The organism is Paraburkholderia phymatum (assembly GCF_040965635.1).
GTDB classification, from domain to species: Bacteria; Pseudomonadota; Gammaproteobacteria; order Burkholderiales; family Burkholderiaceae; genus Paraburkholderia; species Paraburkholderia phymatum_B.
Genome location: NZ_JBFRCH010000066.1, coordinates 1 through 13,783 on the forward strand (window position 1 = coordinate 1; position 13,783 = coordinate 13,783).

General features: G+C 52.9%; 12 protein-coding genes and 1 pseudogene. 10 read left to right on the plus strand and 3 right to left on the minus strand.

The features are described 5' to 3' along the window. The 10 genes and pseudogenes from AB4Y32_RS39620 to AB4Y32_RS39665 all read left to right on the plus strand — a co-directional run. Positions 1 to 303, plus strand: a 303-nt coding sequence (locus tag AB4Y32_RS39620) for a nitrogen fixation protein NifZ (protein WP_368726460.1), incomplete at its 5' end; no start/stop codon positions are given. 186 nt (positions 304 to 489) lie between these two features. Continuing rightward, entirely contained in the window at positions 490 to 708 is a 219-nt protein-coding gene (gene nifT / locus AB4Y32_RS39625; protein WP_368726461.1) for a putative nitrogen fixation protein NifT, read from the plus strand. A 1,183-nt stretch (positions 709 to 1,891) separates the two neighbouring features. Further along, positions 1,892 to 3,043: a 2-aminoethylphosphonate--pyruvate transaminase gene (locus tag AB4Y32_RS39630; protein WP_342945317.1), complete on the plus strand. Its 1,152-nt coding sequence runs from the start codon at positions 1,892 to 1,894 to the stop codon at positions 3,041 to 3,043. Continuing rightward, positions 2,976 to 4,367 (plus strand): O-acetylhomoserine aminocarboxypropyltransferase/cysteine synthase family protein, encoded by a 1,392-nt coding sequence (locus AB4Y32_RS39635; protein WP_368726462.1) that lies wholly within the window; start codon positions 2,976 to 2,978, stop codon positions 4,365 to 4,367. The genes AB4Y32_RS39630 and AB4Y32_RS39635 overlap by 68 nt, the downstream gene beginning before the upstream one ends. A gap of 30 nt (positions 4,368 to 4,397) precedes the next feature. Continuing rightward, positions 4,398 to 5,459 (plus strand): fatty acid desaturase, encoded by a 1,062-nt coding sequence (locus tag AB4Y32_RS39640; RefSeq protein WP_368726463.1) that lies wholly within the window; start codon positions 4,398 to 4,400, stop codon positions 5,457 to 5,459. A 2-nt stretch (positions 5,460 to 5,461) separates the two neighbouring features. Continuing rightward, on the plus strand, positions 5,462 to 6,283 hold the full coding sequence (locus tag AB4Y32_RS39645; protein ID WP_342937722.1) for a gamma-glutamyl-gamma-aminobutyrate hydrolase family protein: 822 nt from the start codon (positions 5,462 to 5,464) through the stop codon (positions 6,281 to 6,283). 70 nt (positions 6,284 to 6,353) lie between these two features. Further along, on the plus strand, positions 6,354 to 6,950 hold the full coding sequence (locus AB4Y32_RS39650; protein WP_342937721.1) for a LysE family translocator: 597 nt from the start codon (positions 6,354 to 6,356) through the stop codon (positions 6,948 to 6,950). 85 nt (positions 6,951 to 7,035) lie between these two features. Further along, entirely contained in the window at positions 7,036 to 7,941 is a 906-nt protein-coding gene (locus AB4Y32_RS39655; RefSeq protein ID WP_368726464.1) for a homoserine O-succinyltransferase, read from the plus strand. Positions 7,942 to 8,012: 71 nt separating this feature from the next. Continuing rightward, complete coding sequence (locus AB4Y32_RS39660; RefSeq protein ID WP_368726465.1) at positions 8,013 to 9,371, plus strand: glutamine synthetase family protein; 1,359 nt, start codon at positions 8,013 to 8,015, stop codon at positions 9,369 to 9,371. Positions 9,372 to 9,573: 202 nt separating this feature from the next. Beyond that, positions 9,574 to 9,834 (plus strand): annotated as a pseudogene (locus AB4Y32_RS39665) (IS5/IS1182 family transposase); the annotation flags it as partial. A gap of 622 nt (positions 9,835 to 10,456) precedes the next feature. Here AB4Y32_RS39665 and AB4Y32_RS39670 read toward each other — a convergent pair. The 3 genes from AB4Y32_RS39670 to AB4Y32_RS39680 all read right to left on the minus strand — a co-directional run bounded on the left by AB4Y32_RS39670 (position 10,457) and on the right by AB4Y32_RS39680 (position 13,186). After that, the gene (locus AB4Y32_RS39670) at positions 10,457 to 11,044 is read right to left on the minus strand and encodes a chorismate mutase (protein ID WP_368726467.1); all 588 of its coding nucleotides are present in this window, start codon (positions 11,042 to 11,044) and stop codon (positions 10,457 to 10,459) included. A gap of 367 nt (positions 11,045 to 11,411) precedes the next feature. Continuing rightward, positions 11,412 to 11,891, minus strand: a complete 480-nt coding sequence (locus AB4Y32_RS39675) for a DUF3757 domain-containing protein (protein WP_368726466.1) — start codon at positions 11,889 to 11,891, stop codon at positions 11,412 to 11,414. A 374-nt stretch (positions 11,892 to 12,265) separates the two neighbouring features. Further along, positions 12,266 to 13,186: an EamA family transporter gene (locus tag AB4Y32_RS39680; protein WP_342937803.1), complete on the minus strand. Its 921-nt coding sequence runs from the start codon at positions 13,184 to 13,186 to the stop codon at positions 12,266 to 12,268. Positions 13,187 to 13,783: the final 597 nt, after the last annotated feature.

The following is a 13,783-nucleotide window of genomic DNA, read 5'->3' on the forward strand; positions in this document are numbered from 1 at the left end:
CGGTTTTACATCTACGCGGTTCATTTCGTTGAAACAGACCGCAAGGTCGGCATGCGGGCGAAGGAACTGTGCACGCTCGACCATCTTCCCGATGACGTGCTCGCCTGTCTGGGCGAGCGGGCCAAGGGCTCGTCGCTCGCATTTCACTCCCTGCCGGCGTATCGGTGGCGAATATACGTCGCTGCTCTGGACGACCTCCACAACTATGGCGGATATCCCGACCGGAGCGAAGGTGAGTGTCTCGTGACGGCCGGATCGCTCGGAGAAATCGTCGCGTTCGACGGGGATTGCCCGTTGCACTGACGAAGAAATCGCGCTTGCATCAACATGGCTGTTATCCGATGAAGGCTAGCTAGGTCCATGACTGTCGATGAGTTGCTGCGTGGCACGGCACACGTGCCCGAGAGCTTCGACGTCCGCTCTCCTTGTTACTCGAAGACCATGGGGCATGCAGCATAAGTTTGCCACACAGACTGAGGAGCTTCAGACGTGAAAGTGACGATCCGGAGGGATAGACGAGGAGCATTGACCGCTTACGTCCCGAAGAAAGATCTTGAGGAGCCGATCGTTTCTGTTGCGCGCGCACATATATGGGGTGGGATCATTACGCTGGCCAATGGCTGGCAGCTGGAGCTGCCCGAAATGGCACCTGATACCGCGCTCCCCGTCACTGTAGAAGCCCGGCGCGTGACGGGGAAGACGGACTGATATGACGCTCGCTTCTGCTTAGTCAATGTCACAACTACTTTGATATTGCCTTGCGGTATTCAGGCGGACGTCAGAGTAAGTGGTAATGGAACAGAAATCGGTCGACGGATCCTCGCTCGCTTAATGAACAAATGCGATGTGGCAAAGCGTTGACCGAATTTCTTGCAATAGAGCGAAACGCGCAGCAGGTGCCGGTTGAGCGAGAAGTACTGTCAACGTTTGTAAGTAAAGCAAGCTCGCGCTTGAGGTCTCGCAATCCGCGGGATGCGCCGCTTTCTTAGTTGACGGCTGTTCCCGGCCCGGTGAAACAGATACTCGGCGACTGCTTCACCGCGGACACGCTACCAGCTCCCGACATCTTCCGAAGTCGTCAATGGTCACACTCTCTACCATCAATTCGACCACGAGCGAAAAATGAGGGAGTGGGCATGCAACACGTTAGAGAAAAATTCATCTGTCAAGTAGTCCTATAGAAATATGCATTTCAATGCAAAAACCGAGTCCAGTTGTGCATGAGTTTTGCGCCGAGAAAATTCACTCAATCTGTGCGTCATCATGTGGATAAAGAAATCGGATTAAGGTTGGTTTCATATTTGGAATCGTATGTAATTTTTGTGTAACGGTAACTACTCCATCAATGATTGATAATGAGTGTGGCTATTAAAAATCGTTAGAACTGCATCAGAAATATTCATGTTAACAACGTGTCTCGCTGTGGCAAGATGAGCAACAACGGATATGGGGCGGGTCAAGATGGTAGGTGATGGCGGCGCTTGCGGGTTCTGTGCGCGTTTCGTCGGCGCGCCGTTTGCGGCAACTGATGATAAGTAGTTTGGTTTGGTTCGGATGAGTTCATCGCATGTCGTTGGCTCAAATTGCATTTCGCCCCGCATGGCGGAACACTGATCTTCGCGCGAATGACATGACTTTTGAAGGACCCGCAATGAACAGAGTCGACGATGACCGTAACTCAGCGTAGAAGCGAACGCACCGAATATGTATCTGGCTGGGGTAACGCGTGGAAGGTGGCGTATCGATAAATCAAACGGTCTCGTGAAGGCTGAGACACGGCCAATACGGTAACAAATGCGGTGGAATATGTGTCACGTGGCATGCACTTAAGAATGCCTGAATATACCGTTCACGCCTTCACATAATCATCTTCGATCGCGGAGTGTTATACATGACTGTAAAGCATCATTTCTTGCTGACGCCGGGACCATTGACGTTGAGCGATGAGGTCAGGGCGCAGATGCAATATGACGTCGGCTCGCGTGACGGGTGTTTCAAGACGATAACGGATCAGGTAAGAAATATAATAGTTGATTTAGTTGACGGTAAAGACGCCTACTCGGTGATCCCGATGCAAGGCGGTGGATCCTACGGCATCGAAGCCGCGTTGGCTTCCTTTGTTGCGCCTTCCGATCGGCCTCTCGTCTGCATCAATGGAATTTACGGTGAGCGGATTCTAAAAATGCTGCAACTCCGTGGTGTACATGTTGTCAGCATGACTGCTCCCTGTGATGAGCCACTTTCAACATCCCAAATTGCTGAATATCTGAGAAGGAATCCCACGATAACGCATTTGTGCTTCGTGCATTGCGAAACCACCACAGGCGTCATTAATCCGATCGGACCGATAGTAGAACTAGCAAAGAAGCGCGGCGTAAGAACGATCATAGATGCAATGAGTTCCTTCGGTGCGGTGGAGATTAACGCCAAGCAGGTGCAATTTGACGTCCTTGTCACTTCTAGCAATAAATGCATTGAAGGTCCACCGGGTGTGTCGTTTGTAATCGCTTCATTGGAGTTGCTTAATAGCAACGTTAAACATATGAATTCTTTCGTGCTGGATGTTCGAGACCAATGGAATAGTTTTGAGAAATCCGGTGAATGGCGCTCCACTCCTCCAACACATGTCATCCAGGCTTGCGCCAAAGCACTTGAGCGACTGACCATCGAGGGCGTCTTTCGCCGCGGTGAGCGTTACCGCTCTGTACGTGACGCGATCATCGGCGCAACCGCGCCGTACGCCTCTCCTCTTTTAAACGCGAGTATACGGTCGCCGGTATGCCTTGCCCTTACCGCACCTAATGTCATTCGTACCCAAAAAGACCTCGACGCGCTGTACGCCCATCTGGTGGACTACAACCTCTACATCTATACAAAGTTGCATTCTCAGACCCGCAGTTTCAGGATTGGTTGTATGGGATGCATCGATCCGATGTGGATTCGCCTGTTGGAAATCGCGTTTCAGGATTTCTTCGATGCCAATCGAGACATTAGAAAACACTTGCCGGCGTCAAAAAAACGAGTTTTGGAAAAGGTCTTGTGATATGTCGAGAAGCAATGCCAGTGAACAGATGTCCAGAGAAACAGCACTTCTTTATGCTAGCTATCGCCATGATCCGGTGACAAAGGCTGTTTCGGTGCCCATTTACCAATCAACAGCCTATGAGCTTGAAGGTGATCTGGAAAAGATTGCCGGAATTTACAACGCCAAGGAAGATGGGTTTACGTATAGCAGGATCATCAACCCGACGACGCGTATTCTCGAAAAGCGATTTGCCGCAGTGGAGAGTGCAAGCGACTCTCTTGCGGTAGCTTCTGGACAGGCCGCAACCTTTCTTGCCATCGCCAACCTGTGCAGCGGAAAGCCAGGCGATAACGTAGTTGCATCGAAGTATTTGTATGGCAATTCGTGGAATCTCCTCTTCAATACATTTAAACGGTTGGGTATCGAGGCGCGATGCGCAGATCCAAAGAATATATCGTCTTTCGAATTGCTGACCGATGACAGAACCATTGCAATATTCGGAGAGGCGTTTTCGAACCCGTGTCTTGTCCCTTTGCCTATCCCGGCGCTCGCGGAGATTGGAAAACGGCATGGGGTTCCTATCATCGTTGACAATACCACAACTCCTTTGCTCTGCCGTCCCGCCTCTTTGGGCGCGAGCATCTCCACATATTCCGCGACGAAGTATCTATGCGGCCACGGGACGACGCTTGGCGGATTGATCGTTGATAACGGGCGCTTCGCGTTCGATGATACAGTCCGATTCCCGTTGTTTAACGAACCGGACGAAGCGCATGGCGGCATCCTCTGGAAAGAGGCTGTTCTTAAACTTGGCGATCTTGGCGCAAGTCCCTATTTGCTGAAGGCGCGGATGACGTGGCTCCGTGACACCGGTGCCGCGATTAGTCCGTTCTCCAGTTTTCAGTTGATTCAAGGGCTCGAGACACTTCATCTTCGCATGCAACGGCATTGTGAGAATGCGTTGGCCGTTGCCGGGTTCTTGATAAAGCATCCGAAGGTCAAGCGTGTGTCATATCCATCGCTAACCTGTGGATACGAACGCGAGCTTGTTGACGAGTTGATTGACACGCGTGTCGGTTATGGCGCAATCATCATGTTCGAACTGGCCGATGAAGCAGCCGGACGCAGATTCATCACCAACATCGAGCTCATGTACCACGTATCAAACGTGGGTGATGCGCGAACATTGGTCACACATCCAGTCTCGACAACTCACACGACTGTGCCAAAAGAGCAGCGTGAGGCCGCCGGTATTTTCGATGGGTCCATCCGCCTGTGTGTCGGCATCGAGAACGTAGACGATATCGTCGCGGATATTCAACAAGGACTGGACGCCGTCTGACATCGATCTTTCACGGAGGGAGATTTAATCATGGAAATTTGTGAAGCGTGGCAACTGCGAGGCAAACGATTCAGGACCTCTCGCTTCTCGCGCGACATTACCCGTGAGTTGTCTGAATTGAAGCCTGATAACATCACTGGCGCACTTTATATTCTGAAGGACTATTTGGTCATTCTGGCGTGTGCTTACGCGACTGTACGAATTACGTGGTGGCTGTACCCTATCGCAGTGCTAATAATTGGCGCGCAACAACGTGGGCTGACGACGATCGCCCATGACGCAGCACATCGGACACTCGCAAAAAACACCCGCTGGAACTATTTTCTCGGAATTGTTTTTGCAGCATATCCTCTTCTTCAGCGTCATTGGGCATATCGCTACTCTCATGTTCATCTGCATCATCCTCATCTCGGCGACCCGGAGAAAGATCCTGACCTGAAGTTCTTCATATCGTCGGGCGTATATGACGTCCGCCATCCACGCAAATACGCGTTTTCCGTTATCTGGAAGGCGATGCTGGGCGGTGCGACGTTACGCTACCTAAAATATCTATGGAACAACCGGTTTCTCATTTCACGCGAAGGTCAGAAGGACATCGATAGGCTGGGATCTGCCATCGATACTTACGGATTCGCACTGTTCTGGCTGGTCGTTATTCTCGGCTTCATTCAGGCGAAATCGGTTGGTATGCTCGTGTTGTTCTGGCTGGTTCCTTATCTGACCACCTTTCAGGCATTGGGCTGGTTCATCGAACTTGCGGAACATTCTCCAATGTGCGAGACCGAAACCGACGATGTCTATCTGACACGCAATCGCAAAGGCAACCTGATCGAGCGGCTGCTGTTCGGCGCCAACCTTGATGAATATCATCTGGAACATCACCTCTCGCCGGGCATCCCCTTCTGGCACCTGAAGCGGGCACAAAAGATCAGGCTACGCGATCCGCAATATGCCGAGATTGCCGATTCATGGGGAGGACTCTTCGCTCGCGGCCCCAATGGGCAGCCAAGTGTCATCAGTCAACTGCTTGAGCGGAACCGGCGGCTGTACGAGGCTCAGCTTGAGCGCCTGCCGGGCGAGGAGCGAGCGTAACGATGGATAAGCATCGTCCTATGGGTTGCGCCGTTGTTGGGGTTACCGCAAATCGCCACCTTTGCGACGGAGTCCATCGCGACTGGTTACGGCGGCGCTATATCGAGGCGCTGACGGAGTACGCTTCGGTCGAGTGCGTCATTTTACCGACGATAGACGGAGATCGTCCATCGGAGGCGACTATTCGCACATTTCGTGAAGCGATGCGCCGTCTCGACGGGCTTGTGCTGACGGGCGACGAATCCGATCTCGATCCCGATATCTTGTGCATGAACGAGCGCGTATGGGCGCGCACCGAAGACGATGTTGTCCCCGGCGAGATCGATCGTCCGCGAGACCGGTTGTCGTGGGTCGCATTGACGGTAGCCGGAGAGCTTCAGATGCCCGTATTGGGGATCTGCCGTGGCTTGCAGGAGATGAACGTTTATAGAAACGGCACGCTGCACGAAGATTTGTCGTCGTCACACAAGGGAATCACGCATTCAGAAAACGCAAACCTGCCTCGCGACGAGCAGTATCTACCTGTTCACTCCGTGAAAATCGCTCCCGGTGGATTGCTGTCGTCGGTTGTCAAGAACGGGGAGCTACAAGTTAATTCGCTGCATAAGCAAGGCATTGCCACGCTGGGAAAAGGTATTCAAGTGGAAGCAGTCGCAGATGATGATATTGTAGAGGCGCTTTCATATAGAAATTCACCAACATTTCAACTCGGGCTTCAGTGGCATCCTGAATGGCACGCTACTAGGGATAACGCGAGCCAAAATATTTTCGAAGCATTCGGGCGCGCCTGCGACGCCTACATGGCGCAGCGATGCAAAAAATAGCGATCGAGGTCAGATCCTCAGGCCGCTGTTCCTTCCATTCGGCAATATTTAAACAGAATTGGCGGTGTCAATGGATTTTCATTTGTTCGCTTTGTTTCTCCTCGCGTTTACTGCTGCAGTAGTTTTGCCGGGACCGAACGTCGCGTTTGCGGTCGCGCAAACTCTTAAACACGGATTAAAAATTGCAATTCCAGGAGCCGTCGGATTCGGAATCGGTGCGGCAATTCATGCGGCAGTCGTGTTATCGGGCGTGGGCTTTTTTATCCGCGATAACCAATGGGTGTTGAAATATTTACGGTGGATGGGTGCGATATATCTTGTATATCTAGCCATTATTACTTTCTGTGGAAATTCGACTTCAAGCGATGAAGAAACGACGAATTGGAACTCGAAACAGATGTTTGCCGATTCACTCGTAGTCTCTTTGGCCAACCCTAAAGGGTGGATAGCCACACTGCTTACATATCCGAGCTTTATCAACCCGTATGGCTCGTACTCCACTCAAGCAGTTTCGATGGGTGTTGCCGCGACCATCATCTCGGTTGCGGTCTATAGTACTTATATGTTTATTGCGCATCGAGCGAGCATCGCCTTCAAGAACAAATCCTTGTTGGAAAAAATAACAGGTGCACTGTACGCATGCATCGCACTTGGTTTGCTCCTTTAATCTCGCTCAGGATTCCGCATGCCTCTGTCTGAGTGCTATTTACAATTCCGCGCGCCGTCTAGATTGAAAGGGAGACTGTAGATCCATGCCTATTAAAGTGCCGAAAGGATTGCCCGCTGGGACTGTGCTGCAGACAGAAGGCATCACAGTGATGGAGGGCGACAGTATATTGCGCCCGCGCGACCGGCCTTTGCACGTTGGTTTACTAAATCTCATGCCCAACAAAATCGAGACGGAGATTCAGATTGCACGCCTGCTCGGCGCAACACCTATACTGGTCGACCTTACGCTTATAAAAATCACCAGTCACTCGCCAAAAAATACACCCGTGAGCCATCTGACGACCTTCTATAGAGATTGGATCGACGTAATGGAACAGGTCTTTGATGGGTTCATCATTACAGGCGCGCCGGTTGAGTCGATTCCGTTCGAGCAAGTCGCATACTGGAAGGAATTTATCGAAATTCTAAACTGGACACAAACCAACGCTCGCAGTTGCTTTAACATTTGCTGGGCAGCGCAAGCGGCGTTGCATCATTTTCACGGTTTGCCGAAGTACGCTCTGACGGAGAAGGCTTTCGGCATTTTCAGACACCATAGCTTGGAGTCCACGTCACCTTATCTGCAGGGTTTTTCCGATGATTTGTGTATTCCGGTTTCTCGGTGGACAGAAATGAGAAGCACGGACATTCCTTCGAGCAGTGGTATATCCGTACTCATCGAATCGCCAGAGACGGGGCTGTGCCTTCTTGATGACCCGAAGCATCATTCACTACACATCTTCAATCATATCGAGTACGACTCACAGACTCTAGCGGATGAATATTTTCGTGATCGATCAATCGGTCGGCACACAAATTTACCAAAGAATTATTTTCCAGACGATTGTGAAACCCTGCGACCAAAAAATTGCTGGCGCAGTCATGCGCATCTCTTATTCGGAAATTGGATTAGCCAGATATACAAGGCTGGTTTTAATACGCTTCGCTGAGATTTTTTGATGATCGATTTTCTATTTCGATGAAATTGATTTGCGCGGAAAAATTACTAAGGATGTGAAGTATGGGTCTTAAATTTGACGCATTGAAACAGGCGATTGCTTCTGGTGTTATTGATACTGTGCTCGTCTGCATGGTTGACATGCAAGGTCGTCTTATTGGGAAGCGATTTCACGGCGACTTTTTTGTTAAAAGCGGCTACCTGGAAACGCACGCCTGCAATTACTTGTTGGCCAACGATATGGAGATGGAACCGGTCGCCGGCTACGCCAGCGCCAGTTGGGCAGCGGGGTATGGCGATTTCGTGCTAAAGCCTGATCTTTCGACGTTACGGCGGCTTCCATGGCTGGAAGGAACTGCATTGGTAATTTGCGATGTTCTAGATCAGAGCGGCCAGCCGGTTGCGCATTCGCCGAGGCAGATCCTGCAGAAACAGCTTAACCGCCTGACGGAGAGGGGAATGAGTGCCTGTTTCGCATCGGAGCTTGAGTTCTACCTGTTCAATGAGACCTACGAGGAAACGTCGGTAAAGAAATACCGCGACCTGACGACATGTGGAACATACAGTCATGATTACCATATCTTGTCGACGACGCGCCAAGAATCTGTCATGCGCCCGATAAGGAATGGATTGCATGAAGCAGGAATTGCAATCGAATGCTCAAAAGGAGAATGGGGCGCTGGTCAAGGAGAGATTAACGTACATTATGCCGACCCTTTGATGATGGCAGATCAACATACACTCATCAAGCACGGCAGCAAAGAGATTGCTTCGCAGCAGAAGAAAGCGATTACGTATATGGCGAAGTGGAACTACGGGCTTGCGGGATCGTCGTGCCATATTCATTCGTCCCTGTGGACACTGGAGGGAACGCCGCTTTTTTTTGAGAAGAGTTCGCCTTATGGCATGTCGGATCTTATGCGTTATTATCTCGCGGGGCTTTTGAGGTATTCAAGAGACATTACGCTGTTTCTAGCACCGTACGTTAACTCGTATAAGCGATTTCAAAAAGGGAGCTTCGCCCCGACGAGAACAGTATGGAGTCCTGATAACAGAACTGCTGGTTTTCGCGTTTGCGGCGAAGGCTCTAATGCCGTCCGGGTCGAATGTCGAATTGGAGGCGCGGATCTCAATCCATATCTCGCCTTCGCTGGACTAATCGCGGCTGGCCTCGCGGGCATCGATCACAAACTTGAACTACCGGGTCCACTGATCGGCGACGCGTATCTCGATGGCGAGTTGCCTGAAATTCCCAAAACATTGCGAGAAGCAATCACTGCAGCGTCAAACTCGACATGGCTACGCGAGGTTTTTGGCGACACTGTCATCAATCATTACGTGCATGCGGCTCAGTGGGAGCAACTCGAATATGATCGCCGTATAACGGATTGGGAGTTGACCAGAGGATTCGAGAGAAGCTAACCGCGTCGAGGCGCCCTGAACTGCGCAGCGGTGGAATCGCACGCTTCCTTCATAGCTTCGATTGGACACGGGGGTGGGTAGGTCGGCTTGCTGAATCGGGAAAGCCTTGCGCGGTGGGCACATTCAGCTGAAATGGCATTGTAGCAATTGCAGCGACCTGGCATATTAACGCCTAAATCCTGCGAACCCTGATGAGGTGCGGATGGGTCCCAAGACGCCTGTGACGGAGGGAGATTTCTACCGGCAGCCGCTGCGTAAGCAGATCAATTTGAAGCATCTGCTGGTTCGCCTAGCCGAGTTGGTCAACTGGGATCGACTGGGCGTGGCGATGAGCGAAAGCTTCGTGTCGCGTAAGGGGCGGCGGCCCGCGACTTCCCCCCGGTTGATCGCGGGCCTGCTGTATCTGCAGCACGCGTTCGACCTGTCTGACGAAGGGATCGTCCGGCTATGGGTGGAGAACCCGAGGTGTAGGTGGTGAGAGTCCACTACTATGAAGGCATCCGAGCCACATCGCCCCCGAGCCGTGCGCGGGCGTCCGCGAGGAGGTCGGCGAAGCGTCGGCAGGGGAATGTGTAGGCCAGCCATGGAGCCACGAAATCGTTTTACCCCGGATGCCGACGCGCTCCACAGTAGGTGGAAGGCAATACGAGCGGGCGCGACATCGCGAGTGCATGCCGATCCGGCGTGGTCGTAGAACCTGGCATGCACGCGAGCGCCTTGCAAAGGAACAGGGAGAACTCACGTCTGACCTGGCGCTGTAGCGGTATTGGTCAGGTACGCGTCGGGGAAGATGAGGAGCCGAAGCCGAGAATGTACGGACGTGAGAGTCAGACTCCGCCGTAGTAGCGAAGAAGCCTACGAACAAGGTCGGGAAACCGGCTGCGGAGTGGGTGGAGCCAAGGGCGGTGACCGAGGGAACGCTACGGATTTTTTGCGTCTTCCGTCCTTCTCGCGTTGTTCGTTCCTGTCGATCAGACACGCCCGTCGTCTAACGACGACAACGGACAAAACGTTTTATTCAGCGCCGACTCGAATAGGGTATCCATTCAAATGGGCGTTTGTGCGTTTTCAGATTCGTCGGAAAGTCAAGATTTGACACATACCCGTGCGACCGAACGATCGAGCGCCGCGCGATGAAGGACATCAAGCGACGCTTGTTGAGCTACTTGCCCCACTGCCGATGCAACCTGTGCATGGCAATCTGCAATGCTGCGCAGAGGTGCCACGCTCTGCAGATTCTCCATGATAGAGACTTGTAGCTTATCTAGAATTGGTCGGATGACACTTGGTAAGCTCTGGCGCGGCGTTGCGGGAGCATTGCCTTGACGTCTCCAGTTGTTGAGCAGCGCGTACTGGACTTCTTTGTTGGCTTCAATCTGGTCCGAGAAAATGTTTATCGCATCCTCCGGAGTTAGCCCGTGCTCAGACGCGATCGTCGCCGCATTTGTAATAACTTGCGCTTCCCGCTGACGGTCGTAGACGGGTTGATCAGTGTCCCACTTGCTAAGAGCGACCTGGTCAGCGGTGTTAAGGCGGTCCGCCATGCTACGCACAAGCGGCACGAACGCATCCTGCTGCGCTCCAATGCCGGGGGAGCAGCCTGCCACGAGGCATATAGCTAATGCAAGTGTCACGGCATGCCGAGTCACAACGGGCCCAATATTCTTCTTCATTTCCAATTCTGCTACTCCTATTGGTTGACTTCCGCCAACGACATTGAGACTGGAGACGACGGCCCCAGCATCGGTTCGCCAGTGAGCAAACGACATGAGGTCACAGTCCCAGATTGGTAGCACATGCCCTGAGCCGAAACGTCGAGCGTAGCACGTCCCATACGCGTCCCAGCGCCAGCTCTCGCCGCCAGCCGACACTGTGCACAACAGGGGCGGCATGGGACTGCAAAGTCCTCAAGTCGCTCCTCGGTGCCCGATACCGGTCGAGCGACCAGGGAAATCTCCGTCAATGCGCCCGTCACCTAACACTGGGCGTACCGGCCGAATTGGGAAGGAAGAACGTGAGAGCGCCGAGATGGTTCGTCTCCTACGACGCCTTTCCAGAAGGAAAGGCGTCACCCCGGCTTCGGACGATGGTGAATTTGCAACCCGAAGCGGTTGGGGCAGTGCATTCATAGTAGATAACGTCAAACGGGCCTTCTTTCCGATGCCACACGGTATTACCCTCCAACGCGACAACCGGTTCCGTAAGCGAATTAGGTTTATATCGTAAGTCTACCGTACCTTTGTCAAGTTCATAGGAGCACTTGGCTAATGATCCTCGCGGTACGTCATCATCTTGCGCTGGATAAAACGTGGCGGCGTTAAATTGCCTGATATTACCTCCGCCACCTGCTGGCGCAATACCCAGCCATTCATCTTCGTTATCACCGGTTCGCGCCGAGTACAGGCCCGCTGTCATCTTGATCCGGGCCGGAGAAGGGCAGCTTTCGACCGTTGCCGCCAACGTATGAACTGATACGCCAAGCGCAAGTATAAAAATCAAAAAACTTTTCTTCTGTATCATTAGGTTAGTTCGTAATATTGATTAACAAGGCCGAAATTACCCATCGATAAACATCACCGATGTGCCTTGCGATAGCTTTGCATATGGGCTTATCTATCATAGAAAATACGCATTTCATATTAATTCTCAAGCCAAGCTCTCACGCCCGTCCAATCCTCCGATGCGAGCAAACGTTGGAGCGTCTGCGTTGACCGCAGGTAGCTGCGGTGACGATCTTGTGGGGGCGGACTGGAGCGAGACACCTGCTTGAAGAAAGGCGCGGCTGCAGCGTTGTCGCGCCGCTTTTGCAGCAACACGTCCAGTTCGGTGTTCGTCCATGGCATGCCACAGCACGTACGGCTCGCCACGCAGGTCGTCCATCGGGAGATTCGCAGTCACACGCGACTCCGTGGAGGCGAGTGAGCACGGATACCGCCTACCACTGCACCGATGCATGCGCCAACAACGCACAACGTTCCAATGAACTGGGATCTGCCTATCGGCTGTGCAAGTACGAGGCAGCCGATCGCCGCCGCGATCGCAGGCTCGGTGCACATCACGACACCGAATGCGGATGCGTTCATCCGACGCAGTGCGATTAGTTTAAGTACGTAGGGGACGATCGGCACCAAGACTGCAATGTACGCGGCATTGACGAGTTGCCCCATAGGCAAATGGCCACCGCTCAACAGAATACCGAATGGTCCGGTAACGACAGCAGCGGCGATCAGGGACGCAGAAAGCCCTTCCAGCTCGTCAAACAGCATGCCGACGCGCTTCTTTAACACGATGTGTACGACCCAGCCGAGTGCCGATCCAATCGGGAAGACCAAGTCAATGGGGCTCACTACCCACATGCCGTCCTGCCGAGCTAGCAATAGCACGCCAGCGACTGCGAACACCGGCCACATCAACCTTCTGAGTCTGCGCTCGCCGAATGTCGCGACCGCGACCGGCCCAAGGAAGCTGACTGCCACTGCAAACACAAGCGGCACACGCCGCACTGCCTCGAAGAAGCATAGCGTCATACACGCGGCCGCACTGCCAAGCGCGGCCGCGGCTCCCCAGTGCTGGCGAGAATACGTGTGCAGCGGCGGTCGCGCGATGACCGCGAGCACTACCGCTGCGAAGCACAGCCGCAACCAAGTTATGCTAATGGTACTGTGTCTTATCGTCGTGGACAGCGATAGTGCGGCGCCGAGTTGAATGCTGCACATCGACGCGACGGCGAACATCGGCGCGATCGCGTGCGAGAACAACACGGACGCTCTCGACAACGCGTATTTGGCTTGGTTTGCGTTCAATTCCCCGCTCATCCATATTTCTCGCGTGAGTGAAGAGAGGATACTAACCGCAGGTGTATGCGTGGTATAAGCTGGAAATCTTTATGCGTGCATGAGGGAAATTGATGATTGCGGATATCAACAGCGCGCTACTGTGTACGTTCGTGACGGTGGTTGAAGCCGGCAGCGTGAGCAATGCTGCAATGGCACTTCATCGCACCTGCCCGTCAGCATGGTCCTTCTTCATCTTCAAGCGAAGTTGACCAACGCCTGCTCGAACGTTAGCCGCGCGGCATGAAGCCGACTTCCACGGGCAGGTACTACTGCCGTATGCGCACCTGCTTGCGCGCCGCTTCGTCCATGTTGGCCACGAACCAATCCCGAATGATGTTGGTGATCGTATACGCTTGAGCAAACGGCCAATTGCAACGGAATCGGACTGTTTCAATAGATGCAAGCGTGTTATCGAGTTCAGTTAGTATGCCGTCGCCCGACCATTACAGCGGGCAGCGATTTGATGTTCGATTTCACCCCACAGTCGAGCTTGCCCTGTTCAAAGGAACCCAGATGCTTGGCGCGGCGCTTGGCCATCTTTTCGGGGTATGCCTGCAGCACTTCGTCGATCAGGGC

Coding starts and splice junctions, on each gene's coding strand:
- AB4Y32_RS39630 (WP_342945317.1), top strand. CDS start 1,892: ATGACTGTAAAGCATCATTTCTTGCTGACGCCGGGACCATTGACGTTG.
- AB4Y32_RS39635 (WP_368726462.1), top strand. CDS start 2,976: ATGCCAATCGAGACATTAGAAAACACTTGCCGGCGTCAAAAAAACGAG.
- AB4Y32_RS39640 (WP_368726463.1), top strand. CDS start 4,398: ATGGAAATTTGTGAAGCGTGGCAACTGCGAGGCAAACGATTCAGGACC.
- AB4Y32_RS39645 (WP_342937722.1), top strand. CDS start 5,462: ATGGATAAGCATCGTCCTATGGGTTGCGCCGTTGTTGGGGTTACCGCA.
- AB4Y32_RS39650 (WP_342937721.1), top strand. CDS start 6,354: ATGGATTTTCATTTGTTCGCTTTGTTTCTCCTCGCGTTTACTGCTGCA.
- AB4Y32_RS39655 (WP_368726464.1), top strand. CDS start 7,036: ATGCCTATTAAAGTGCCGAAAGGATTGCCCGCTGGGACTGTGCTGCAG.
- AB4Y32_RS39660 (WP_368726465.1), top strand. CDS start 8,013: ATGGGTCTTAAATTTGACGCATTGAAACAGGCGATTGCTTCTGGTGTT.
- AB4Y32_RS39670 (WP_368726467.1), bottom strand. CDS start 11,044: ATGAAGAAGAATATTGGGCCCGTTGTGACTCGGCATGCCGTGACACTT.
- AB4Y32_RS39675 (WP_368726466.1), bottom strand. CDS start 11,891: ATGATACAGAAGAAAAGTTTTTTGATTTTTATACTTGCGCTTGGCGTA.
- AB4Y32_RS39680 (WP_342937803.1), bottom strand. CDS start 13,186: ATGAGCGGGGAATTGAACGCAAACCAAGCCAAATACGCGTTGTCGAGA.